The following is a 22806-nucleotide window of genomic DNA, read 5'->3' as shown; positions in this document are numbered from 1 at the left end:
CATGACCACGCCGCAAGACGCCATCGCCGCGCGTCGCAAGCTGACCAACAAGCTGATCGCCGCCAAGGCCGCCGCCCGGCTGCGGCCCTTCTTCGACCCCCGCGTGACCTTGATCGCCGGCGACGGCTCGCTGCTGCTGGGCGCCGAGGATGTCCTGGCCGCGTTTGCCGGGCAGTTCGCGGACAGGGGATTTGTGGCCTATGTCCGCACCACCGAAGAGATCACGCTGAACGCCGAGGGCTCGCGCGCCGCCGAGCGCGGCCGCTGGATCGGGACCTGGAAGGACGCGCCCGAGCAGTCGGGGACCTATCTAGCCACTTGGAAGAAGGTCACCGGCCAATGGATCATCGAGAACGAGCTCTTCGTGACTTTGGCCTGATCGGCGACGCTCAGCCGTGGCAAGATGACTCGGAATTAATTTCGCCTCGCCAGACGGCAGGCTTACGGCTTTGAACTTCAAAAATGCCTCTGGGGAGGAAAACCTTGCTCAATCGTCGTCACATGATGTTCGCCACGGCCGCGGCCGGCTTCGCCGCGACGGGCGGTCTGCCGACCCTGGCCCTGGCCCGCGAGGGCGAGGTGGCCAAGCTGAACGCCCTGTTCGACGTGATCATGGCCAAGCAACTGCGCCAGTCTCCCGAGACGGCGACGGGCCTGGGCCTGGATCACGGTGATCTGGCCTGGACCAAGGGCCTGCTGGGCGATCGCTCGTTCGCGGCTATCGAGGCGGGCAAGGCCGAGACGCGCAAGCAACTGGAAGCGCTGCGCGTTATCGACCGCCGCGCACTCAAGGGCATGGACGCGGTCAATTACGACACGGTCGAGTTCGTGCTGTCGGTGCAGGATGAGGGTAACGCCAAGTTCCGCTATGGCGGCGGCGGCTCGGGCGCGCCCTATGTGCTGAGCCAGCTGACCGGCAGCTATCAGCAGATGCCGGATTTCCTCGACACCCAGCACAGCATCGAGACCAAGGCCGACGCCGACGCCTACCTGTCGCGGATGGAGGGCTTCGCGCGCCTGATGGATCAGGAAACCGCCCTGGCCAAGCAGGACATCGCCGACGGCGTGATCCCGCCCGACTTCATCATCGACAAGACCTTGATCCAGATGAAGGCCTTCGCCGACACGCCGACGGCCGAGGCGCCGCTGGTCAAGTCGATCGCCCGCCGCACCAAGGACAAGAAGATCGACGGCGACTGGGCCGGCGAGGCCTCCAAGATCTACGAGAACGCCGTCTTGCCCGCGCTCAAGCGCCAGATCGCGCTGATGGAGAGCGCGCGGAGCAAGGCCACCCACGACGCGGGCGTCTGGCGGCTGAAGGACGGCGGCGACTACTACGCGGTGTCGCTGAAGAACTACACGACCTCGACCTTGACGCCCGAAGAGATCCACCAGCTGGGTCTGGACATGGTCAAGTCGATCGAGGCCGAGGCCGACAAACTGTTCAAGAAGATCGGCATGACCAAGGGCACGGTCGGCGATCGGATGCGCAAGCTGGGTGAGGACATCTACCCCAACACCGACGCGGCCAAGGAACAGCTGATCGCGGATCTGAACGACAAGGCCAAGTGGATCGAAAAGCAGCTGCCGGCCTATTTCGGCCAGCTGCCCAAGGCGCCGCTGGAGATCCGTCGCGTGCCCAAGGCCATCGAGGCCGGCGCGCCGGGCGGCTACTACAACTCGCCCTCGCTGGATGGGAAGCGCCCGGGGATCTACTGGATCAACCTGCGCGACACCAAGGAGCAGGCCAAGTACACCCTGACCACCCTGACGGTGCACGAAGGGGTTCCGGGCCACCATCTGCAGCTGTCTTTGTCGAACGAGGCCAAGGGCCTGCCGCTGATCCGCAAGATCATCGGCTTCTCGGGTTACGCCGAGGGCTGGGCGCTCTATTCCGAGCAGCTCGCCGTCGAGATGGGCATCTACAAAAACGATCCGCGCGGCCAGATCGGCATGCTGCACGACGCCCTGTTCCGCGCCGTGCGCCTCGTGGTCGACACCGGCATGCACTACAAGAAGTGGAGCCGCGAGCAGGCCATCAAGTACATGGCCGAGACGATGGGCGATGAGGAAAGCGGCGCGACGACCGAAATCGAGCGCTACGTGGTGTGGCCCGGCCAGGCCTGCAGCTACATGATCGGCAAGATCGTCTGGCTCCGCGCCCGCGCCAAGGCCCAGAAGGCGCTCGGCAAGAAGTTCGACATCCGCGAGTTCCACGACGCGGGCCTGCTGTCGGGCATGACGCCTCTGACCGTGCTGGAACGCGTGGTCGACGACTACATCGTCGCCAAGGGCGGCAAGGCCTGAGTGAGGTTCTGATCGGTCCTTCCCACGCGGGGAGGGCCGGTCAGCCCCAGCTGTCGCTGGCGCCCGCGCGTCGCGCCAGCGGCGTGACCGTGGCGGTGGTGCGCAGGGCGGGGGACGGCTTGTCGGAAGGCTTGCCGTAGAGCCAACCCTGGGCGAAGTCGACGCCGACGTTGCGCACGATTTCCTCGACCTCGGCGGTCTCGACCATCTCGGCGACGGTGCGAACCTTGAGGTCGCGGCACAGCTCGACCAGGCGGCGCACCAGGGCGCCGTCACGGCCATTGTCGGCCAGTTCCCGGACATAGCGGCCGTCGATCTTCACGATGTCCAGGCTCAGCTGCTGCAGATAGGCGAAGGACGACGAGCCCGCGCCGAAATCATCCAGACACACCAGCGAGCCCAGCGCGCGCAGGCTCTGGATGTGCTGGTTCGCGAGGGTCAGGTTGTCGATCGCGCGGGTCTCGGTGATCTCGAAAATCAGGCGGCCCTTGGCCCCGTCATAGCGGGACAGCAGGCGGCTCACATGGTCGATGAAGCTCTCGTTGCCGATCGTCTGGCCCGAGATGTTGACCGCCAGCTTAAGCTTGCGCTCCTGGTCGTTGGCCAGCTTCTTGACCACCTGTTCGACGATCGAGTGATCCAGTTCCTCGATCAGGTCGAACTCTTCGGCCATGCGGATCAGCGCGAACGGGCTGCCGCCGTCCTCGAACCGCACCAAGACCTCGTGGTGATGCGCCAGGCCCGTCGCCAGCGAGACCACTGGCTGATAGGCGAGGGTAAATCGGCGCTGGCTCACCGCGACGCCCAGTGCGCCGGCACGGGCCAGAGTGCGCTTGACGGAGCGGTTCATCGCCTCCGACAGGCTCATCGGCGGGGTGTCCTTGAGCCCCTCGCGCAGGAAGTCGTCGAGCGCATAGCGTAGCGCCCGCAACGCGCGGGCCGAGCCGCCGCCGCTTTCCAGCGGGACCAGATGAGCGCTGGCTTCGGCGCTGACCATTCGGGTCAGGCGCTTGATCATGTTCTCTGGGCGGTCGTCGCGCTGACGCAGCACGGCGAAGCGGTCTTCGGAAAGCTTGGTGGCGGCCGCGCCGGCGTGGGCCTCGGCGCGAAGCGCGCTGGCCACACGCACATCGAGGGCGGCGGCCTCGGCAGGTGAAAGGCCCTGGCGCATGTTGGCCAGGCCGGAGAACTCCACCATCGCCAGTTCCAGCTCGATGCCGGTGACGCGCGCGGCCTCGAACAGTCCCTGAGCGATGTCGTCGAACGACTCGCGTGGTTGCAGCGAACTGGCGCTGAGCGGCGGACTCGCCGGCTGGGCGGCCGTGAGAGCGGCCGAGACGCGCCCTCCGTTGTCGGGCAGGGCCCGCAGGACCACGCGAACATTGCGCTCCCCCGGGCCCGCCAGACGAAGCACCACCGGACCACGCCGGACGCCATCGTCGGCGCAGCCGAGCATGGCTTCCATCAGCGGCTGATCATCGGCGTGGAACAGGTCGACCCAGGCCTTCCCGGTCAGCGCGGACTCGCTTTTGCCCATCACTTTCTGGGCGGCGCCCAGGGCTAGGCGCACCTTTCCACCCTGCAGCTCGACCAACAGGTCGGCGCTCGCAAAGGCCAGCCCAAGCAGACGGCGCGGATCCAGAGACAAGGCGGCGTTTCCCCTATTTCTCGGTGAAACTGCCATGACGGGGCTTAAGGAGCGGTTTCAGGCGGTCCGAACGGCATACCCAAAATCGGTAAAAGCGCGCTCGTGATGGCAGTGCGACAAAAACGGACGTTTCTGGGTAAGGGAACATCTTGCGAACATGGAACAAAGCATGTACGCATTCACCATGTTCCACAGGTTGCTGAGGCGGGGCGCGGGAAGCGCCAATCGGGCGGCCGGAATCATGGAATAGAAGGCGGATCAATCATGACTAGTCAGGCGGCTTTGAAACTCGTGGCCAAGGAAGAAGGCGATAAGCAACGCGCGCTAGAGGCGGCTCTCGCCCAGATCGACCGCGCGTTCGGCAAGGGCTCGGTGATGAAGCTGGGCGAAAAGGGCAAGGTCGAGATGGAGTCGGTTTCGACCGGCTCGCTGGGCCTCGACATCGCGCTCGGCATCGGCGGTCTGCCGAAGGGGCGGATCATTGAGGTCTACGGCCCGGAAAGCTCGGGTAAGACCACCCTGGCCCTGCACGTCGTGGCCGAGGTCCAGAAGGCCGGCGGCACCGCCGCCTTCGTCGACGCCGAACACGCGCTGGACCCGTCCTACGCTTTCAAGCTGGGGGTCAATCTCGACAACCTTCTGGTCTCTCAGCCTGACAACGGCGAGCAGGCGCTTGAGATCACCGACACCCTGGTGCGGTCGGGCGCCGTGGACATTGTGGTCGTCGACTCGGTCGCAGCGCTGACGCCGAAGGCCGAAATCGAAGGCGAGATGGGTGACAGCCTGCCGGGTCTGCAGGCGCGACTGATGAGCCAGGCGCTGCGCAAGCTGACCGCCTCGATCAACAAGGCCAACACCATCGTCATCTTCATCAACCAGATCCGCCACAAGATCGGGGTGATGTACGGCAGCCCGGAGACCACCACCGGCGGCAACGCGCTGAAGTTCTACGCCTCGGTGCGCCTGGACATCCGCCGCACCGGCTCAGTGAAGGCCCGCGACGAGATCATCGGCAACAACGTCCGCGTGAAGGTGGTGAAGAACAAGGTGGCCCCGCCTTTCCGCGAGGTCGAGTTCGACATCATGTACGGCGAGGGCATTTCGAAGCTGGGCGAAGTGATCGATCTGGGCGTCAAGGCCGGGATCATCGACAAGGCTGGCTCGTGGTTCTCGTACGGCAGCCAGCGCATCGGCCAGGGCCGCGACAATGTCCGCGAGTTCCTGAAGAACAACCCTGATATCGCCAACAGCATCGAGGCGGCCGTCCGCAAGTCGTCCCAGAAAATCGAGGAAGAGCTTCTGGTCGGCGGTCCCGAGGAGGGCGACGAGGAATAGGTCGTCCCTCCGAAGGTTTCGCGGCCTTTGCCCGCACTCGCGGGCGTTCCCCGCCTTCAACACGCCCGCGGCGGACCGCCGCGAAGGTCGCGATCAGGCCGCCTGGACCCCATGCCAGGCGGCCTACTCTTTCAGGGGCGGGAGGCTGGACAGTTGTTCCTCGGCTTGATTGGGGGCGGCATGCAGCGTGAAGGTCGGGTTTCGACCCAAGTTCACCTCCAATAGTAAGCCCGCCGAGGCGGAGCTAATCTCTACGCTAACAGGAGGACGCTCATGCTTGAGTACCGCGTTACCGCACGCCGTGTGGACCAGCACGGCTCTGTGGCCCAGGCCAAGGGGGCTGAGGTGGTGCTGGACACAGACTTGGCCGGCCGCCCGGACGCTTTCAATCCCGCTGAACTCTTCCTGGCCGCGATCGCCGCCTGCATGATCAAGGGCATTGAGCGCGTCACCCCAATGCTCGACTTTGATCTTCGTGGCGTGGAGGTCCGCCTGCACGCGGTTCGTCAGGACGTTCCACCGATGATCGTCTCGGTCGACTATAGCCTGATCATCGATACCGATGAGAGCGATCAGCGGCTGGAACTACTGCATAGGAATGTTCGCAAGTACGGCACGATCTCCAATACGGTCGCGCTCGCGACCAGGCTTGAGGGGACTATCCAGCGGCGGGAAAAGGACACATCGGGGTGACGCGAACTGCGCGCGGACTGCGCGAAGGTCGGTCCCCGTTATCGATCTAAGTCGGTCGCGCCGAACTGCGGCGATCGAGGCTTGGGCAACGCCCGACTTGCGCCGACCTCGGCTTCACCAATTTCGCCTGTCGCCTGTCGCCTGTCGCCTGTCGCCTGTCGCCTGTCGCCCGTCGCCCGTCGCCCGTTGATGCCGCGACGCGGCGAGGGCGGCTGGGGCGGACTGCGCCAAACAGGTCCTTTTCCGCTCCAACCCGCGCCCCCATCTCCAAGCCTGTTTCCCCTTCGCCGAAAACCGCGCTATGCAGCGGCCGACTTCCGGCCGCTCGCCGGACCGGTACGCAAGACTTGAGACGCTCATGCCCAGCTTGAACGAGATCCGCAGCACCTTCCTCGACTACTTCGGCAAGGCCGATCACGCCGTGACGCCGTCGGCGCCGCTGGTGCCGCAGAACGATCCGACCCTGCTGTTCGTCAACGCCGGCATGGTGCCCTTCAAGAACGTGTTCACGGGCGCCGAGACCCCGGCCCATCCGCGCGCGGCCAGCTCGCAGAAGTGCGTCCGCGCCGGCGGCAAGCACAACGACCTGGACAATGTCGGCTACACCGCCCGCCACCACACCTTCTTCGAGATGCTGGGCAACTTCTCGTTCGGCGACTACTTCAAGGAACAGGCGATCCACCACGCCTGGACCCTGCTGACCGGCGAGTTCAAGCTGCCCAAGGACAAGCTGCTGGTCACGGTCTACCACACTGACGACGAGGCGGCGGACCTCTGGAAGAAGATCGCCGGTCTTGGCGATGATCGCATCATCCGCATCCCGACCAACGACAACTTCTGGTCCATGGGCGACACTGGCCCCTGCGGTCCGTGCTCGGAAATCTTCTTCGACCACGGTCCCCACATCGCCGGCGGCCCTCCCGGCAGCCCCGATGAGGATGGCGACCGCTTCATCGAGATCTGGAACCTGGTGTTCATGCAGTTCGAGCAGCTGGCGGGCGGCGAGCGCATCAGCCTGCCCAAGCCCTCGATCGACACCGGCATGGGTCTGGAGCGGATCGCGGCCGTGCTGCAGGGCCAGCACGACAACTACGACATCGACCTGTTCAAGGCCCTGATCGCCGCCAGCGTCGAGCTGACGGGCGTGAAGGCCGAAGGCGCCCAGGCGCCGTCGCACCGCGTGATCGCCGACCACCTGCGCTCGTCGTCGTTCCTGCTGGCCGATGGCGTCTCGCCGTCGAACGAAGGTCGCGGCTACGTCCTGCGCCGCATCATGCGCCGCGCCATGCGCCACGCCTATCTGCTGGGCGCCAACGAGCCCCTGATGCACCGCCTGGCCCCGACCCTGGTGGCCGAGATGGGCCAGGCCTATCCGGAACTGCGTCGCGCCGAGGCCTCGATCGTCGAGACCCTGCGCCAGGAGGAAGAGCGCTTCCGCACCACGCTGGGTCGCGGCATGGGCCTGCTGGATGAGGCCACCGCCAACCTGTCGGCCGGCGACGTGCTGGACGGCGAGACCGCCTTCAAGCTCTACGACACCTACGGCTTCCCGTTGGACCTGACCCAGGACGCCGTCCGCGCCAAGGGCCTGACCGTCGACACCGACGGCTTCGACGCGGCCATGCAGAAGCAGCGCGAAATGGCGCGCGCCAACTGGGCCGGGTCCGGCCAGCAGGGCGCGGCCGCCGCCTGGTTCTCGATCAAGGAAAAGGCTGGCGCCACCGACTTCGTGGGCTACGAGACCACCGAGACCACTGGCGTGGTCAAGGCGATCGTCGTCGACGGCGCCGAGGTCGAGAGCGCCTCGGCTGGGACGACCGCCGAGGTCTTGCTGGACCGCACCAGCTTCTACGCCGAGAGCGGCGGTCAGGCCGGCGACACCGGCGTCATCGAGGCCAACGGCCGCGAAAGCCGCGTGATCGACACCCAGAAGCAGGCCGGCGAACTGCATGTTCACCGCGTGGAGCTCACCGGCGACCTGAAGGTCGGCGACAAGGTCGTGGCCAGCGTCGACGCCGACCGTCGCCACACCACGCGCTCGAACCACTCGGCTGCGCACCTTGTGCACGCTGCTCTGCACCATGTGCTGGGCCCGCACGTCGCTCAGAAGGGGCAGATGGTCGATGGCGAGCGCATGCGCTTCGACTTCAGCCACGGCGGCCCGCTGACGGCCGACGAACTCGACCGCATCGAGGCCGAGGTCAACGAAGTCATCCGCCAGAACGTCCCGGCCGAGACCAAGGAAATGGCCCCGCAGGAGGCCATCGAGGCCGGCGCGGTGGCGCTGTTCGGCGAAAAGTACGGCGACAGCGTCCGCGTGCTCACGCTGGGCAAGTCGCTGGTCGACGAGGCCAAGGCCTATTCGGTGGAACTGTGCGGCGGCACCCACGTCGCCCGCACCGGCGACATCGCCCTGTTCAAGATCGTCTCCGAGCAAGGCGTCGCCGCCGGCGTGCGCCGCATCGAGGCCTTGACCGGCGAGGCGGCCCGCCGCTTCCTGCTGGATCAGGCGGGCGTGGCCAAGTCGCTGGCCGATCAGTTCAAGACGCCGGTGGCCGAAGTCGGCGCGCGCGTCGACGCCCTGATCGCCGACCGCAAGCGCCTGGAGAAGGAGCTGGCCGAGGCCAAGAAGCAACTGGCCCTGGGCGGCGGAGGCGCGGCTTCGGGTCCTGAAGACGTCAATGGCGTGGCCCTGATCGCTCGCGTCCTCGACGGCGTCGGCGGCAAGGAGCTGCGCGGCGTGGCCGAGGAGTTCAAGAAGCAACTGACCAGCGGCGTCGTGGCCCTGGTCGGCACGTCGGACGGCAAGGCCGCCGTTACGGTGGCGGTCACCGCCGACCTGACGGGCAAGTTCAGCGCCGCCGACCTCGCCAAGGCCGCCGTCATCGCCATGGGCGGGCAGGGCGCGGGCGGCAAGGCCGACTTCGCCCAAGGCGGCGCGCCCGACGACAGCAAGGCCCAGGAAGGCCTCGCAGCCGTCAAGGCGGCGCTGGCCGGCTAAGGCTCAAGGCGCTGACGCCGAACAACAAGGCCCACCCTCCGTTGCGGAGCGGTGGGCTTTTTTGTGGGCGCGCAGAACCGCACGATCGGTCAGGTTCCCGCCGGTGGGGAGCCTTAGGTCTGTCTCCGCCAAGGAGGTGCGGATGAACCCGGACGTCGCCAAAAACTATCACGCCAGGATGCGCCGGGTGCTCGAGCATATCGACGCGCACCTAGACGAGGACCTGAGCGTCGAGGTCCTAGCGGCGGTCGCGGCTTTTTCGCGGCACCATTTCCAGCGTCAGTTCTCGGGCCTGTTCGGGATCGGGGTCGCCGCCTATGTCCAGCTGGCGCGGATGAAGCGGGCGTCCTATCGCCTGGCCTTTCGCGACCAGGACGGGGTGCTAGGGATCGCGCTCGACAGCGGCTACGAGGGGCCCGAAGCGTTTAGCCGCGCCTTCCGCCGGCTGTTCGACCAGAGCCCGTCGGCGTTCCGTCGAGAACCGCGCTGGGAGCCTTGGCATGCGGCGCAGTCGCCGCTGGTTCAAGCCAGGAGACAGACCATGACCTTCAGCGACGGCGATGTCCGCATCGTCGACTTTCCCGACACGCCTGTCGCCGTCCTGCGGCACCAAGGCGATCCGGCCCTGCTGGGCGATACGATCCGTCGTTTCATCGCCTGGCGCCGCGCCGCTGGCCTGCCGCCGCGTGTCAGCGCGACGTTCAACGTGTTCCACGATGATCCAGACGACACGCCGGTCGAGCAGTATCGGATGGACCTGTGCGCGGCGACTGCGCGGGTCGCGCCCAACGCGGACGGCGTGACGGCGGGCGTGATCCCCGGCGGGCCATGCGCCGTGTTGCGGCAGGTCGGGTCCAGCGACGACCTGCGCGCGGCCTCGCGGTTCCTCTATGGCGAGTGGCTGCCACGCAGCGGACGCGAGCCGCGCGATGCGCCGTTCTTCGCCCAGCGGGTCAGCTTCTTTCCGGACGTTCCGGAGCACGAGGCGGTGACCGATCTGTTCTTGCCTCTGTCACCCTAGTCTTGAGGCGATGGCGTCCGCCGATCTGCGGCGGACGCTTGCCACGTCAGCCCTTGAAGAACGCTGCGAGCTTATTGCCGTCGGGATCGCGGACATAGGCCAGGTAGTAGCCTTCGCCATAGGCCGGGCGCGGACCCGGCGCACCGGCGCAGGCGCCGCCGTGGGCCAGGGCGGCGGCGTGAAAGGCGTCAACCTGCTGGGGTGAGTCGGCTTTCAGACCGATCATGACGCCGTTGCCAGCCTTGGCCGGCTCGCCGTTCTCGGGCGAACAGATCATGACGGTGGCGTGCTCCGGATCGGGGCCATAGCCGATCCAGTCGCCCTGCCGCCACAGGCGCTGGCTGCCCAGCGCGCCGAGGGCTGCGTCATAGAAGGCGCCGGCCCGGTCCGGGTCGCTGGCGCCGATGGTGATGTAGCTGATCATCCGTGCGTCCTCCTGGGGAGGACCTTAGCGCCCTAGGTGACAAGGGCTGTCAGCAGGATCGACAAAAGCGAGAGCGAGACGATCGAAACCGCTGTCGTCAGCGCCACGATCCGCGCAGCGCCGCGTGGCCAGACGCCGTAGGCGCGGGTCTGGATGAAGACGTTCACCGCCGTCGGCGCCGCCGCCACCAAGGTCGCACCGGCCTGGAACGCGGCCGGGGCGGGCGTCAGGCCGATCACCAGCCAGGCCAGCAGCGGAAAGGCCAAGAGCTTTGCCAGCGCCGCCAAGAGGATCGGCGTGCGGGTCGGCGCGGGCGCTTCCTCGGCCTGTCTCAGGCCCAGCGCCGCGCCCAGCGCCACGAGGCCGACCGGACTGCCTGACGCGGCGGCCATGCCGATGGCGCGGTCCAGAGGTTCGGGCAGGGCGAAGTCCAGCAGCGCCAGAAGCAGGCCGAGCAGGGCGGCCGCCACCACCGGGTTCCAGAAGGCCTGCGCCATAGCGCGCCAGATGGAGCGCCCTGACGCCCAGCCCAGAAGGGCCACGCCCACCGCCGCCAGCACGACAAAGTCGGCCGCCACCGCTCCAGCCACCAGGCGCGCGGTTTCGGCGCCCAGCACGGCGGCGGTGACGGGGAGGGCCAGGAAGGCGCTGTTGCCGATGCCTGACGCCATGGCAGCCCCGGCCCGCTCGTCCCGGCTCCAGCCCAGCAGGCGGCCGCAGGCCATCAGGGCGCCCATCACCATAAGTCCCACGCCGGCATAGGCCGCGAGGCCGGCCCAAAGCTCGGGCTCGGGACGCCCCAGACGGGCGAGCGAATGCACGAGCAGGGCGGGAAAGCCGACCCAATAGACATAGGTCGACAGGCCCTGGGCCATCCGCGCGTCAAGCAGGCGCAGACGTGTCAGGGCGACGCCGACGGCGACCAGCAGAAAGAACGGCCAGACGCGGGCGGTGACATCCAGAACAAGCGCGGTCACGGGCGCGGGTTCATCCCTGGCGCTCGTCACCGGGCAAGCGGATATGCACCAGCTTCCAGGTGAACAGCGCCTTGCGTTCGAAAGTGAAGATCGTGACCTTGCGGCTGGCGTCCGGCCGCTTTACCGCGATCCGCACGCGGTTGGGATCCCAATAGGCGATGGCGGGGTAGGGACCGCGCAAGGTGTCGCGGATCTGGCCGGCGAGCGTATCGTCGCGCGCTGCGGCGGATGGCGCCTTGCCCGGCGCATAGCCCCGCGTCAGGGCCGAAACGCCGGCCACGGTCAGGTAGCGGTCGACCTTGGGTTCCGGCGGCGCGATCGGCTCGATGGCCTTCTTGAAGACGCTCATTGGATCCCGCCACAGTGACGGCGCCTCCGGCTTGGCGGCGGGCGCGTCGACAACCAACTGGGCGGTCAGGCTGCGGCGCACGGCTGGAAAGTCGACCAGTTCGCCGATGGCTTGGACGTCTTCGTACTGAGCTGCCGCCTTCAGGGCCCGAAAAGCGAACCACGGCGCCGTCGCGAAGGCGGCGGCGAAGACGAAGATCGCCAGAACGATCAGGTCCCAGATCCGCTTCTGCAGAGTCATGCCGCCTCCGAAAGGTTAATGTCGATAGATCACAGGTCCCGGGCCTCATCGCAAGGCCGCTCGCGCGGGACGGGCGCCCACGAAAAACGCCCCGGAGGCGATCCTCCGGGGCGTCTTCGATCTCAGGTCAGGCCTATGCGGTTAGGCCATCGCCTTCTTCAGGTTCTCGTCGATCTTGTCGAGGAAGCCTTCGGTCGTCAGCCAGCCTTGCTTGTCGCCGACCAGCAGGGCCAGGTCCTTGGTCATGTAGCCGCTCTCGACGGTGTCGATGCAGACCTTTTCCAGGGTGGCGGCGAAGTTGGCCAGCTCTTGGTTGTCGTCCAGCTTGGCGCGGTGGGCCAAACCACGGGTCCAGGCGAAGATCGAGGCGATCGAGTTGGTCGACGTGCTCTCGCCCTTCTGGTGCTGGCGGTAGTGGCGGGTCACGGTGCCGTGGGCGGCTTCGGCTTCCACGGTCTTGCCGTCCGGCGTCATCAGCACCGAGGTCATCAGGCCGAGCGACCCGAAGCCCTGGGCGACGATGTCCGACTGCACGTCGCCGTCGTAGTTCTTACAGGCCCAGACATAGCCGCCCGACCACTTCAGGGCCGACGCCACCATGTCATCGATCAGACGGTGCTCGTAGTGGATGCCGGCGGCCTTGAACTTCTCGGCGTACTCGGCGTCGTAGGTCTCCTGGAAGATGTCCTTGAAGCGGCCGTCATAGGCCTTGAGGATCGTGTTCTTCGTGGAGAGGTAGACCGGATAGCCGCGGTTCAAGCCGTAGGCGAACGATGCGTGCGCGAAGTCGCGGATCGACTCGTCGAGGTTGTACATCGCCATGGCGACGCCGGCGTCCGGCGCCTTGAACACTTCGTGCTCGATGGTCTGGCCGTCTTCGCCGACGAACTTGATCGACAGCGTGCCCTTGCCCGGGAACTTGAAGTCGGTCGCGCGGTACTGGTCGCCGAAGGCGTGGCGGCCGACGATGATCGGCTGGGTCCAGCCCGGCACCAGCCGCGGCACGTTCTGGCAGATGATCGGCTCGCGGAAGATCACGCCGCCCAGGATGTTGCGGATCGTGCCGTTCGGCGACTTCCACATCTTCTTGAGCTTGAATTCTTCGACGCGGGCTTCGTCCGGCGTGATGGTGGCGCACTTGACGGCGACGCCGTGCTTCTTGGTCGCGTTGGCCGCGTCGATCGTCACTTGGTCGTCGGTGGCGTCACGGTTCTCGACCGACAGGTCGTAGTAGTCGAGTTCCAGGTCGAGGTACGGGAAGATCAGCTTGTCCTTGATGAGCTTCCAGATGATGCGGGTCATTTCATCGCCGTCCATGTCGACGACGGGATTGGCGACTTTGATCTTGGCCATTGCGGGGATGTTCCTCTGGCGGTGGCGCGCCTGCGGCGTTCTGGCGCACAGGGCCAGCACGCGGCGCGGACCGGGAGGCTATAGACTGTTGCGTCGCGGGGGAAAAGCCGATCGGTACGGCGCCGACTGTAACTTCAGCGTTCGAGTGTGCGGTTTTGGGTGAATGGCCCCAAAGAGGGGCCTAACGGACGGGCCAGGGAGCAGGCTTGGACAACGGATCGGGGGCCACTGCTGGAGTGACCGCGCCACTGGCGCGCCGGCTTTTGACGATGGTCGCGATCCTGTCGATCGTCGTGACCAGCGTGGCCACGGCGGCGGCCTTCATCTTCGTGCGGGAAAGCGCGGCGGACACGCAGAAGCGACATCTCGCCGAGTATGTGGGCGAACGGGTGAAAACCGAGGACCGACTATTTTCCGACCTCGTGAGGGTCCATGATGCGGCGGCGGAGGCGTTGACTCGCCGCCTGGATCTCGCGGGGGGCGCGGGCGACCTCGCCGAATTCGAACGGCTCTATCCCAAATCGAGCGACGGCACGCGGCGGTCGGCGCCGGCGTTGTTCGACGGCGTGCGGGTGGGCAGCCGCTACGTCCATGGGCTGGGCGGCTATCTTCGCGACGCCGACGCCATGAGCCGCGCCGAACAGACCCTGTTTGTGGCGGCAGCCGATGTGGTCGCGGCGACCGGCGAGGCGCAGATCCGGCACTACGACAACTTTTACTTCTTCACGCCGCAGACCCGCCTGGTGATGTACGGCCCCAAGCGTTCCGACAAGCTGCTCTATTATCGGCGGGATGCGCCCAACACGCTGGACATCTCGAACGAAGAGATGGTCACCCTGACACTTCCGGAGAACAATCCGGACCGGGTGATGAAATGCACCAAGCTCAGGCGTCTGATCTCCGACCCCACCGGTCGAGGCCTGAACGCCGCCTGCATGACGCCCTTCTACTACAAGGGGCGGTTCATGGGGGCCTTCGGCACAAGCCTGTCGCTGGACTCTTACCTGCTGCGCGCGGTCGCCGAAGCTTTGCCGGGCGGTTCCAACATGATTGTCTCCAGCGATGGCGAACTCGTGGTCGCACAAGGTCTGGCGCGCAACGGCGTCGTGGATGTGGACGCCCTCTACCGGTTCGAGCGCAACAATGCGCTGAAGGCTTTGGTTGGCCGAATTCGGGCTGAAAGGCGCGACGTCGGCGTCGTGCTGTCTCCCGATGGTCAGCGGCTGGTGGCGTATGGCCGCCTGGTGGAGCCCGACTGGTGGTTCCTGATGAGCTTTCCCTCAAGCGATCTCGTCTGGTCTTCGCTGAAGACGGCGTCCTGGGTCCTGCTGTTCGGGTTCCTGGGGGTATTGCTGCAGGTGCTGCTCCTGCGCCGCCTGACCCATCAGATGGTTGGCGCGCCGCTGGAAGCGTTGGCCGAGGCCCAGCAGCAGGGCGATCCGGAGGCGGCTCTACCGTTCGAGGCGCGGCCGGACGAGATCGGCTCCCTGGCCCGCGCCTTGCGCCGCCAGCGCGAACGCAACGAGGAACTGCTGCGCTCGCTCGAGCAGCGGGTGGCGGCGCGCACGGCCGAACTTGAGCGCGCCAACCAGGCCAAGTCGGTCTTTCTGGCCAACATGTCCCACGAACTGCGCACGCCGCTGAACGGTGTGATCGCCCTCGGCGACCGTCTGGCCGAGGAGCAGGATCCTCAGCGGCGCCGCGAACTGGCGGCGCTGGTGACTTCGTCCGGGCGGCTGCTGGAGCAGGTGCTGGGCGACATTCTCGATGTGTCCAAGATCGAGGCCGGCCAGTTCCAGCTCAATCCAGCACCGTTCGATCTGGTCCAACTGGTGCGGGGGATGGCCGAGTTGCACGCCGCGGCGGCCGAGGCCAAGAATCTGAGCCTGCGCTGGTCGGTCTCGTCCGAGGCTGAGGGGACCTATGACGGTGACGCCGGCCGCATCAGCCAGATCCTCTCCAATCTTCTGGCCAACGCAGTGAAGTTCACGCACCAGGGCGAGGTCTCCCTGGATGTGGATCGCCGGGGCGAGGCCCTGTGCTTCGTCGTCCGCGACACCGGCGTCGGCTTCGACCAGGAGGTTCGTGACCGCCTGTTCAAGCGCTTCGTGCAGGCCGACCAGTCGATTACCCGTCAGTTCGGCGGTACGGGCCTTGGGTTGTCCATCTGTGCGGCCCTGGCGGAGATGATGCAGGGATCGATCACGGCCGAGGCGACACCGGGGCAAGGCGCGCGGTTCGAGGTGCGCCTTCCGCTGCCCCGCTGCGAACGGGTCGCCGACGCGGTCGCCGAGGAGCCCCGCGAGATTTCGCTGGAGGGGCTGCGGGTGCTGGTGGCCGAGGACCATCCCACCAACCGCAAGGTGGTCGAGATCGTGCTCGAACCTTTTGGTGTGGATCTGACCGTGGTCGAGGACGGTAAGGCGGCGCTGGACGCCTTCGAGCCCGGTCGTTTCGACGCAGTGCTGATGGACATGCAGATGCCGGTGATGGACGGCCTGTCGGCGACGCGGGCGATCCGGGCGCGGGAGAAGGCGGCGGCGTCCGAGCCCATCCTGGTCGTGATGCTGACGGCCAACGCCATGGAGGAGCACGTGGCCGCCGCCCACGCCGCAGGAGCGGATCTGCACCTGGCCAAGCCGCTGCATCCGGCGCGGTTGCTGGAGGCCCTGGCGCGGGCGCGGCGCTAGAACCGCTTGCATCCTGCCGCCGGTCGGCGGCAAAGGACGCGGATGACCGACGCCGCCGACTTCAAGCCCATTCCGCCCTGCGTGATCCTCAACGAGCCTCAACTGGCCGAGAACATCGGTTCGGTGGCGCGGGTGATGGCCAATTTCGGGCTTTCGGACCTGCGTCTGGTGCGGCCGCGCGACGGCTGGCCGCAAGAGCGGGCCTGGGCCAGCGCCTCGGGCGCCAGCTGGCCGCTGGACGACGCCAAGGTGTTCGACAACCTGGAAGCGGCGATCGCCGACCTCAAGCTGGTCTACGCCACTACGGCCCGGCCACGCGAGACGCGCCTGCCGGTCTACACGCCGCGAGAAAGCGCCGGTCACCTGGCTGACGAGGTCGCCCAGGGGCGCGCCGTGGGGCTGCTGTTCGGCGGCGAGCGGGCGGGGCTGGAGACCCACGACATCGCGCTCTGCCAGGCCATCGTGTCGATCCCGATCGACGAGCGCTTCCGGTCACTGAACCTGGCTCAGGCGGTGTCGATCAACGCCTACGAATGGAAGATGACCCAGGACGATCGGCCCTGGAAGAAGTTCGAGCAGAATGTCGAGGAGCCCGCCGATCAGGCCGCGCTGCTGGGGCTGTACGAGCATCTCGAGGACGAGCTGGAGAAGGCGGGCTTCTACCATCCGCCGGAGAAGAAGCCGTCGATGGTGCGCAACCTGCGGGTTCCGCTGGCGCGCGCCCGCCTGTCGGATCAGGAGGTCCGCACCTTCCGGGGCGTGATCACCGCGCTCAGCCGCGGGCGCGGCCGGGTGCTGGCCAAGCTGGCCGAGAAGGCGGTCAAGAACGACGTTCCTTAAGGGCGCGGCGGCCCGCGCGGATTTGACCTTGATCATCCGTCGCCGGCCTAAAGCGGCGCACCTTCATGGTCGTGATCCAGCAAGGAGCCTTCCATGAACCCTGACGCCATCACCCTGGTCGTTGTCGCCGACGGCCGCCGCGCTCGCCTGCTGGAGCAGCGGCGCATCGACGGGCCGCTGCATGACCGCCCCGAGTGGCTCTCGGACGTCAAGGAGCACCACGACCACGGCGCGCCCAGCCACATCACCCACAGTGGCGACGCCCACGACCGCGCCGAGAAGGCGTTCCTGACGAATCTGGCCAAACGCGTCGACGCCGTGCTGGCGCACAACACCGTCGATCAGGTGGTCCTGATCGCCCCGCCGCGCGCTCTGGGTCATCTTCGCGGAGCCCTGTCGTCCGCCGCCGCCAAGAAGGTGATCGGCTCGGACGCGCATGATCGCGTGGACGCCACGATCATCACGCTGGAAAGCGTCGTTCACGCCGCGCGTCACGCCCACGCCGCCTGAACCCGATCAGCGTCGCGCGGTGCTTGCGCCGCGCGGCGTCTCGCGTTCAACTGTCCTCAAACATCTGTTGGGGAGGGCGGCATGAACCGTCGGGAACTGCTGGCCATGGCCGGCGCGCTGGGCTTGTCGCCCGCTTTCGTCTCGGCGGTCCAGGCCGCAGAAGGCGACGCGACGGCGGCGCGGGACGCCTATCTCTACGCCCTGCCGCTGATCGAGATGGCCACGACCCGCGCGCGGCTGCTCAAGAGCCCCGGCGCGGCGATCAACACCCTGACTCACACGCGAACCCTGTCGGACCACAAGGCCCGCTGGGTCACCACGCCCAACAACGATACGCTGTACTCCTCGGCCTTCCTGGACCTGACCAAGGGGCCGGCGACCCTGACCATCCCGCCCTTGGGCAAGCGCTACTATTCGGTGGCGGTGATGGACATGTTCACCAACAACAACGTTGTGCTGGGCACGCGAACCGTCGGCGGCGAGGGCGGAACCTTCACCCTGGTCGGCCCTGGCCAGGCGTCCACGGGGCCCAACCCCACGCGCATCGCCACGCCGCACGCCTGGCTTCTGATCCGCACCCTGACCGACGGGGGCGATGACCTGCCGGCCGCGCATAAGGCCCAGGACGGCTTCCTGCTCAAGGGCGCGACGCCGGGGCCTGTCGCCGCCTATGCGGCGCGCGACGCCAAGCCCGCCGACTATTTCGCGACCGCCCGGGCTCTGCTGGCCAGCGACCCCGCGCCGCCGACCGATCTGAAGATCCTGAAGCGCACCGCCGCCTTCCTGGGCGCCGGTCCGTTCGACGAAGCCGCCGCCGCCGGCGGCGTCGAGCAGGCGCGCATGATCACCATCTTCGCCCGGGGGCGGCAGACCTTCGTGAACGGCTGGTCGTATCCGCGCGCCAATCTCGGCGACTACGGCCAGGACTATCTCTATCGCGCCATCGTCGCCCTGCAGGGGCTGGGCGCTCTGCCAGTAGCCGAAGCCATGTACATGAAGGCCGCCGGCGACGACGGCTCGGGGACCTTCACGGGCGACGGGCCGTATCGCCTGACCATGCCGGCGCAACTGCCGCTGGACGGGTTCTGGTCGCTGTCGATGTATGAGGCCACTGCTGACGGCCAGTTCTTCTTCACCGACAACCCGCTGCATCGCTACACGATCGGTGACCGCACCCAAGGGCTCAAGCGCAACGCCGACGGGACGCTGGACCTGTGGATCGGGCGCACCGATCCGGGCGGCGACAAGACCGCCAACTGGCTGCCTGCGCCCCAGTCCGGCCCCTTCGCGCTTTACCTGCGGGCCTATCTGCCAAGACCCGAGATGCTGGACGGGCGTTTCCGCTTCCCGGCGGTGGTGAAGGCCTAGAGTGTTCCAGCCTTCTCCGATCTGACGCGCGCAAGCAGATCGGAGAGGGCGTTAGCCGCCCAGCGCGACTTCCAGATGTTCGACCAGAAGCCGGACCTTGGCCGGCAGAAGCCGCAAGTGCGGGTAGACCGCCCATACGCCTTCGTCGGCTGGCCGGTTGGGTTCGAGCAGCGGGACCAAGCGGCCCTCGGCGATGGCGCTGTCGACGTAAAAGTTCGGCAGCTGGCAGACCCCGAACCCCAGCAAGGCTGCGTCCAGTACGGCCTGGCCGCTGTTGCAGCGCCAGCGTCCTTGCGGCTTGAAGGCGATCTCGCGCTCACCATCCCGGAACGGCCAGGTCTCCGCCGCCCCCAGGATGCAGGCGTGGTGCGCGAGATCGGCGATCGTCTGCGGCGTTCCCGCCTGCGCGAGATAGGACGGCGCCGCGCATAGGCGACGGGTGCGCGAGGCGAGGCGCTTGGCGATCAGGCGGCTGTCGGTGAGGCGGCCAAAGCGGATCGCCAGGTCGAAACCCTCGCTGACAATGTCGCGGACCGCGTCGTCGAGGTCGATCTCGATGGACAGCTTGGGATGAACCAGCATGAAGCGGTTCACCGCTGGCGCCACGAAGCGCTCTCCGTAGGCCATGGAGCAGGTCATCCGCAGCAGGCCCCGCGGCTCGCCGTCGTCCTCGCCCACAGACGCCAAGGCCTCGTCACGCTCGGCGATCAACCGACGGGCGCGTGCGAGGAAGGCGCGGCCGGCGTCGGTCAGGCTGACCCTGCGTGTGGTGCGATAGAGCAGACGGGTCTGCAGTCGTTCCTCAAGCGTGGCGACCGCACGGCTTACCCCTGAGGTTGAAAGGCCCAGCCGACGCGCGGCGTGAGAGAAGCTCTCGGCCTCGGCCGTCGCCACGAACTCGTCGATCCCGTCCCAGCGGCTCATATAGCGGGGATGCGCCGATTATTCCGTGTGTGCAACAATGTTTTGCGCCCTTCGGGATTATCGGCGCGACCGAGCGGGCGTACCAAGACGGCTCAAGATACCAGGGGAGATGCCCGATGAAGACCCGCGCCGCTGTCGCGTTCGAACCCAAGAAGCCGCTGGAGATCGTCGAGGTCGACCTTGAAGGGCCCAAGGCCGGCGAGGTGATGGTCGAGATCAAGGCGACCGGCGTCTGCCATACCGACGCCTACACCCTGGACGGCTTCGACAGCGAAGGCATCTTCCCCTCGATCCTGGGCCACGAGGGCGCGGGCGTGGTGGTCGAGGTCGGGGCTGGCGTGACCAGCGTGGCGGTCGGCGACCACGTGATCCCGCTCTACACGCCTGAATGCCGCCAGTGCAAAAGCTGCCTGTCGGGCAAGACCAACCTGTGCACGGCGATCCGCGCCACCCAGGGCAAGGGGCTCATGCCCGACGGCACGAGCCGCTTCTCTTACAAGGGCCAGCCGATCTACCACTACATGGGCTGCTCGACCTTCTCGAACTACACGGTCCTGCCCGAGATCGCGGTCGCCAAGATCCGTCGTGACGCGCCGTTCAAGACCGCCTGCTACTGCGGCTGCGGCGTGACGACGGGCGTAGGCGCGGTGACCAACACCGCCAAGGTCGAGCCGGGCGCCAACTGCATCGTCTTTGGCTTGGGCGGCATCGGCCTGAACGTCATCCAGGGTCTGAAGCTGGTCGGCGCCAACATGATTGTCGGCGTCGACATCAATCCGGACCGTGAGGAATGGGGCCGCAAGTTCGGCATGACCCACTTCGTCAACCCGAAGGATGTCTCGGGCGACCTCGTCGCGCATCTGGTGGCCCTGACCGACGGCGGCGCCGACTACACCTTCGACGCCACCGGCAACACCGGCGTCATGCGCACGGCGCTGGAAGCCTGTCATCGCGGCTGGGGCGAGAGCATCATCATCGGCGTGGCCGAGGCGGGGAAGGAGATCTCCACCCGCCCGTTCCAACTGGTCACCGGCCGGGTGTGGCGCGGCACCGCCTTCGGCGGCGCGCGCGGCCGCACCGACACGCCCAAGATCGTCGACTGGTACATGGACGGGAAGATCCAGATCGACCCGATGATCACCCACGTCCTGCCGCTCGAAGAGATCAACAAGGCGTTTGACCTCATGCATGCCGGTGAGAGCATCCGGACCGTGGTGACGTTCTAGGTGGCGTTTGATCCGCAGGCGAGGTTGGTGGCTACTGCGGCTACTTCGCCTGCTGATCTAGAACGGCAATTTGGGGAGGTGGGCTTGGTCAATGGTCCGCGAACAGGCCTTGGCCGGCGGACCACTATCGCAAGCGAAGCCTACTTAGCTCGACGGCTCATTTTCAATCTCGTCGAGGCTGGAGCATTGGAGTTTCCGGTAAGCGTAATCCATGGCGATCGGCCAGATTTCACGATCTTGGATGGGCGTGGCGAAATGCTCTTGGAGGTGACGGAAGCTTGCCCATCGAAGGATGGAAAGCGCTTCGCGAAGCAGGCTGAAGGTACCCACCCGATCGGAAATTACTCTGAAGCCGGCTTGGAGCGGGCGCGCGCTGACCTGCTGGGGCAGATGCAAAAAGCTATCAATGAAAAGTGCTCCAAAGCCTACGCTGCACGGGACCTTTCATTGTTGATCTATCCAAACTCCGATGCCTCTCAATGGGTGAGTTTTTTTGATCCTCGACCAGGTGAGATATTCGCGCGGTTGGACATCAAGTGTCTCAAGGCGCTCTACATTTTTTGGAATCAGAAGTTTGTTCGGGTGATTGGAAAGCACTGATGACCGTCGAAACCCTCTCCACCCACCGCGTCCATGGCGGAACGCTGCGTTACTGCAAGCACGCCAGCACCAGCACCGGCACGCCGATGAAGTTCACGGTGTGGACGCCGGATGGCGAGGGGCCGTTCCCTTATCTCGTCTGGCTGTCGGGCCTGACCTGCACCGAGGACAATTTCACGGTGAAGTCGGGGGTCTACGCCCACGCCGCCCAGCACGGGATCGCCATTGTCGCGCCGGACACTTCACCGCGCGGCGAAGGTGTCGCCGACGATCCGGCCTATGACTTGGGGCAGGGGGCGGGCTTCTATGTCGACGCCACCCAGGCGCCGTGGGCGCCGCATTTCATGATGCACTCCTACGTCACCGGCGACCTCTTGGCGGCGGTTGAGAGCGCCTTCCCGCTGGACGGGGCGCGCAAGGGCGTCTTCGGGCACTCGATGGGCGGCCATGGCGCCCTCACCATCGCGCTGAAGCACCCCGAGCTCTTCAAGTCGGTCAGCGCGTTCTCGCCGATCGTCTCGCCGCTGAACTGCCCGTGGGGCGACAAGGCGCTGAGCGCTTATCTCGGCCCGGACCGCGCCGCCTGGCGCCCCTACGACGCCTGCGCCCTGATCGAGGACGGCAAGGGGACGAGCTTCGACGACATCCTGATCGACCAGGGCCTCTCGGACAATTTCCTGGAGAGCCAGCTGAAGCCCGAGCTGATCGAAGCCGCCGCCGCCAAGGCCGGCCGCAAGGTCACGGTTCGCCGGCAAGAGAGCTACGACCACAGCTACTTCTTCATCACGAGCTTCATCGCCGATCACGTAGCGTTCCACGCGGCTCGGTTGTGACTTTTTCGTAATTCATCCTGGGTTCAGGCGGCGAGCGGTCCTCTCACGGTCAAGCTGACCAACAAGAGGGGACACCAGCATGAAACTCGCATCGCTTGCCGCCGTCATCGCCCTGGGCCTGAGCACCTCGGCCTGTGTGATCATCGACGCCGACGACGTTCGGCATGAGTCTATCACGGCGCAGGGAAGCAATCAGCCGCTGGAACCCCTCATGGCCGCGCGGGTCGACGGCGCCGATCTGGTGGTGCGCGTGACCTCCAATGGCTGCACCCGTCAGGAGGACTTCTCGGTCGAGACGCAGCGCCGCGACGGGCTCACGGGGTTCTCGTTCGTACGCAAGCGACCCGACAACTGCCGCGCCCTGATCGCCGACGGCGTTGAGCTGCGCTATCCGCTGGATGCGTTCGGCGTCGAGCGCGGCGGCAAGATTCGCGTGCGTAATCCGCTGGTGAGGCCTTAACCCCCAA

Annotated in this window: 20 protein-coding genes; 14 read left to right on the top strand and 6 right to left on the bottom strand. The window is 66.7% G+C overall.

From position 1 onward, the window contains the following. Nucleotide 1 precedes the first annotated feature (1 nt). Both CSW63_RS17170 and CSW63_RS17165 read left to right on the top strand, forming a co-directional pair. Complete coding sequence (locus tag CSW63_RS17170; protein WP_062093453.1) at nucleotides 2–379, top strand: DUF4440 domain-containing protein; 378 nt, start codon at nucleotides 2–4, stop codon at nucleotides 377–379. Nucleotides 380–483: 104 nt separating this feature from the next. Next, entirely contained in the window at nucleotides 484–2307 is a 1824-nt protein-coding gene (locus tag CSW63_RS17165; RefSeq protein WP_062093454.1) for a DUF885 family protein, read from the top strand. A 40-nt stretch (nucleotides 2308–2347) separates the two neighbouring features. Here CSW63_RS17165 and CSW63_RS17160 read toward each other — a convergent pair whose 3' ends face one another. Beyond that, on the bottom strand, nucleotides 2348–3955 hold the full coding sequence (locus CSW63_RS17160) for an EAL domain-containing protein (RefSeq protein ID WP_168193681.1): 1608 nt from the start codon (nucleotides 3953–3955) through the stop codon (nucleotides 2348–2350). Nucleotides 3956–4219: 264 nt separating this feature from the next. Between CSW63_RS17160 and recA the strand changes: the two genes are divergently transcribed. The 4 genes from recA (at nucleotide 4220) to CSW63_RS17135 (ending at nucleotide 10005) form a co-directional block, all read left to right on the top strand. Then, on the top strand, nucleotides 4220–5290 hold the full coding sequence (recA, locus tag CSW63_RS17155) for a recombinase RecA (RefSeq protein WP_062093456.1): 1071 nt from the start codon (nucleotides 4220–4222) through the stop codon (nucleotides 5288–5290). A gap of 273 nt (nucleotides 5291–5563) precedes the next feature. Next, complete coding sequence (locus tag CSW63_RS17150) at nucleotides 5564–5983, top strand: OsmC family protein (protein ID WP_062093457.1); 420 nt, start codon at nucleotides 5564–5566, stop codon at nucleotides 5981–5983. Nucleotides 5984–6341: 358 nt separating this feature from the next. Further along, on the top strand, nucleotides 6342–8984 hold the full coding sequence (gene alaS, locus CSW63_RS17140) for an alanine--tRNA ligase (protein ID WP_062093458.1): 2643 nt from the start codon (nucleotides 6342–6344) through the stop codon (nucleotides 8982–8984). A gap of 142 nt (nucleotides 8985–9126) precedes the next feature. Further along, nucleotides 9127–10005, top strand: a complete 879-nt coding sequence (locus CSW63_RS17135; protein ID WP_062093459.1) for a GyrI-like domain-containing protein — start codon at nucleotides 9127–9129, stop codon at nucleotides 10003–10005. Between the two features lie 46 nt (nucleotides 10006–10051). Here CSW63_RS17135 and CSW63_RS17130 read toward each other — a convergent pair whose 3' ends face one another. The 4 genes from CSW63_RS17130 to CSW63_RS17115 all read right to left on the bottom strand — a co-directional run bounded on the left by CSW63_RS17130 (nucleotide 10052) and on the right by CSW63_RS17115 (nucleotide 13348). Continuing rightward, nucleotides 10052–10429 carry a VOC family protein gene (locus CSW63_RS17130; RefSeq protein WP_062093460.1) on the bottom strand — a complete coding sequence of 126 codons (378 nt, stop codon included), beginning with the start codon at nucleotides 10427–10429 and terminating at the stop codon, nucleotides 10052–10054. 32 nt (nucleotides 10430–10461) lie between these two features. Beyond that, the gene (locus CSW63_RS17125; protein ID WP_062093461.1) at nucleotides 10462–11406 is read right to left on the bottom strand and encodes an AEC family transporter; all 945 of its coding nucleotides are present in this window, start codon (nucleotides 11404–11406) and stop codon (nucleotides 10462–10464) included. Nucleotides 11407–11416: 10 nt separating this feature from the next. Continuing rightward, a complete protein-coding gene (locus CSW63_RS17120) occupies nucleotides 11417–11995 on the bottom strand; it encodes a DUF2939 domain-containing protein (protein ID WP_062093462.1) in 579 nt (192 codons plus the stop codon). 141 nt (nucleotides 11996–12136) lie between these two features. Then, on the bottom strand, nucleotides 12137–13348 hold the full coding sequence (locus CSW63_RS17115; RefSeq protein WP_099503221.1) for an NADP-dependent isocitrate dehydrogenase: 1212 nt from the start codon (nucleotides 13346–13348) through the stop codon (nucleotides 12137–12139). A gap of 269 nt (nucleotides 13349–13617) precedes the next feature. Between CSW63_RS17115 and CSW63_RS17110 the strand changes: the two genes are divergently transcribed. The 4 genes from CSW63_RS17110 (at nucleotide 13618) to CSW63_RS17095 (ending at nucleotide 18756) form a co-directional block, all read left to right on the top strand. Next, nucleotides 13618–16038, top strand: coding sequence for an ATP-binding protein (locus tag CSW63_RS17110; protein WP_231737256.1), 2421 nt, complete (start codon nucleotides 13618–13620; stop codon nucleotides 16036–16038). Nucleotides 16039–16080: 42 nt separating this feature from the next. Continuing rightward, nucleotides 16081–16878 carry an RNA methyltransferase gene (locus CSW63_RS17105; protein WP_062093465.1) on the top strand — a complete coding sequence of 266 codons (798 nt, stop codon included), beginning with the start codon at nucleotides 16081–16083 and terminating at the stop codon, nucleotides 16876–16878. A 93-nt stretch (nucleotides 16879–16971) separates the two neighbouring features. Then, nucleotides 16972–17388 (top strand): host attachment protein, encoded by a 417-nt coding sequence (locus CSW63_RS17100; protein WP_062093466.1) that lies wholly within the window; start codon nucleotides 16972–16974, stop codon nucleotides 17386–17388. An 81-nt stretch (nucleotides 17389–17469) separates the two neighbouring features. After that, nucleotides 17470–18756 carry a DUF1254 domain-containing protein gene (locus CSW63_RS17095; protein ID WP_062093467.1) on the top strand — a complete coding sequence of 429 codons (1287 nt, stop codon included), beginning with the start codon at nucleotides 17470–17472 and terminating at the stop codon, nucleotides 18754–18756. A gap of 51 nt (nucleotides 18757–18807) precedes the next feature. On the opposite strand, the gene CSW63_RS17090 is transcribed toward CSW63_RS17095, so the two are convergent. Next, nucleotides 18808–19680, bottom strand: a complete 873-nt coding sequence (locus tag CSW63_RS17090; protein ID WP_062093468.1) for a LysR family transcriptional regulator — start codon at nucleotides 19678–19680, stop codon at nucleotides 18808–18810. Nucleotides 19681–19796: 116 nt separating this feature from the next. Here CSW63_RS17090 and CSW63_RS17085 point away from each other — a divergent pair, with 116 nt between their 5' ends. The 4 genes from CSW63_RS17085 (at nucleotide 19797) to CSW63_RS17070 (ending at nucleotide 22799) form a co-directional block, all read left to right on the top strand. Then, on the top strand, nucleotides 19797–20906 hold the full coding sequence (locus CSW63_RS17085) for an S-(hydroxymethyl)glutathione dehydrogenase/class III alcohol dehydrogenase (RefSeq protein WP_062093469.1): 1110 nt from the start codon (nucleotides 19797–19799) through the stop codon (nucleotides 20904–20906). Next, complete coding sequence (locus CSW63_RS17080) at nucleotides 20907–21506, top strand: hypothetical protein (protein ID WP_127846992.1); 600 nt, start codon at nucleotides 20907–20909, stop codon at nucleotides 21504–21506. Next, entirely contained in the window at nucleotides 21506–22339 is an 834-nt protein-coding gene (gene fghA / locus CSW63_RS17075) for an S-formylglutathione hydrolase (protein ID WP_062093471.1), read from the top strand. The genes CSW63_RS17080 and fghA overlap by 1 nt, the downstream gene beginning before the upstream one ends. Nucleotides 22340–22418: 79 nt before the next feature. After that, entirely contained in the window at nucleotides 22419–22799 is a 381-nt protein-coding gene (locus tag CSW63_RS17070; protein ID WP_062093472.1) for a hypothetical protein, read from the top strand. Nucleotides 22800–22806: the final 7 nt, after the last annotated feature.

This window comes from Caulobacter sp. FWC26, from assembly GCF_002742645.2.
Taxonomy (GTDB): domain Bacteria; phylum Pseudomonadota; class Alphaproteobacteria; order Caulobacterales; family Caulobacteraceae; genus Caulobacter.
Note: the sequence above shows the minus strand (reverse complement) of the source record. Positions and strands in the feature narration are given on the sequence as shown.

Bases quoted from the DNA above. Each gene is read 5' to 3' on its own strand.
- CSW63_RS17170 (WP_062093453.1), top strand. From the start codon at position 2: ATGACCACGCCGCAAGACGCCATCGCCGCGCGTCGCAAGCTGACCAAC.
- recA (WP_062093456.1), top strand. From the start codon at position 4,220: ATGACTAGTCAGGCGGCTTTGAAACTCGTGGCCAAGGAAGAAGGCGAT.
- CSW63_RS17150 (WP_062093457.1), top strand. From the start codon at position 5,564: ATGCTTGAGTACCGCGTTACCGCACGCCGTGTGGACCAGCACGGCTCT.
- alaS (WP_062093458.1), top strand. From the start codon at position 6,342: ATGCCCAGCTTGAACGAGATCCGCAGCACCTTCCTCGACTACTTCGGC.
- CSW63_RS17135 (WP_062093459.1), top strand. From the start codon at position 9,127: ATGAACCCGGACGTCGCCAAAAACTATCACGCCAGGATGCGCCGGGTG.
- CSW63_RS17130 (WP_062093460.1), bottom strand. From the start codon at position 10,429: ATGATCAGCTACATCACCATCGGCGCCAGCGACCCGGACCGGGCCGGC.
- CSW63_RS17120 (WP_062093462.1), bottom strand. From the start codon at position 11,995: ATGACTCTGCAGAAGCGGATCTGGGACCTGATCGTTCTGGCGATCTTC.
- CSW63_RS17115 (WP_099503221.1), bottom strand. From the start codon at position 13,348: ATGGCCAAGATCAAAGTCGCCAATCCCGTCGTCGACATGGACGGCGAT.
- CSW63_RS17110 (WP_231737256.1), top strand. From the start codon at position 13,618: ATGGTCGCGATCCTGTCGATCGTCGTGACCAGCGTGGCCACGGCGGCG.
- CSW63_RS17105 (WP_062093465.1), top strand. From the start codon at position 16,081: ATGACCGACGCCGCCGACTTCAAGCCCATTCCGCCCTGCGTGATCCTC.
- CSW63_RS17100 (WP_062093466.1), top strand. From the start codon at position 16,972: ATGAACCCTGACGCCATCACCCTGGTCGTTGTCGCCGACGGCCGCCGC.
- CSW63_RS17095 (WP_062093467.1), top strand. From the start codon at position 17,470: ATGAACCGTCGGGAACTGCTGGCCATGGCCGGCGCGCTGGGCTTGTCG.
- CSW63_RS17090 (WP_062093468.1), bottom strand. From the start codon at position 19,680: ATGAGCCGCTGGGACGGGATCGACGAGTTCGTGGCGACGGCCGAGGCC.
- CSW63_RS17085 (WP_062093469.1), top strand. From the start codon at position 19,797: ATGAAGACCCGCGCCGCTGTCGCGTTCGAACCCAAGAAGCCGCTGGAG.
- fghA (WP_062093471.1), top strand. From the start codon at position 21,506: ATGACCGTCGAAACCCTCTCCACCCACCGCGTCCATGGCGGAACGCTG.
- CSW63_RS17070 (WP_062093472.1), top strand. From the start codon at position 22,419: ATGAAACTCGCATCGCTTGCCGCCGTCATCGCCCTGGGCCTGAGCACC.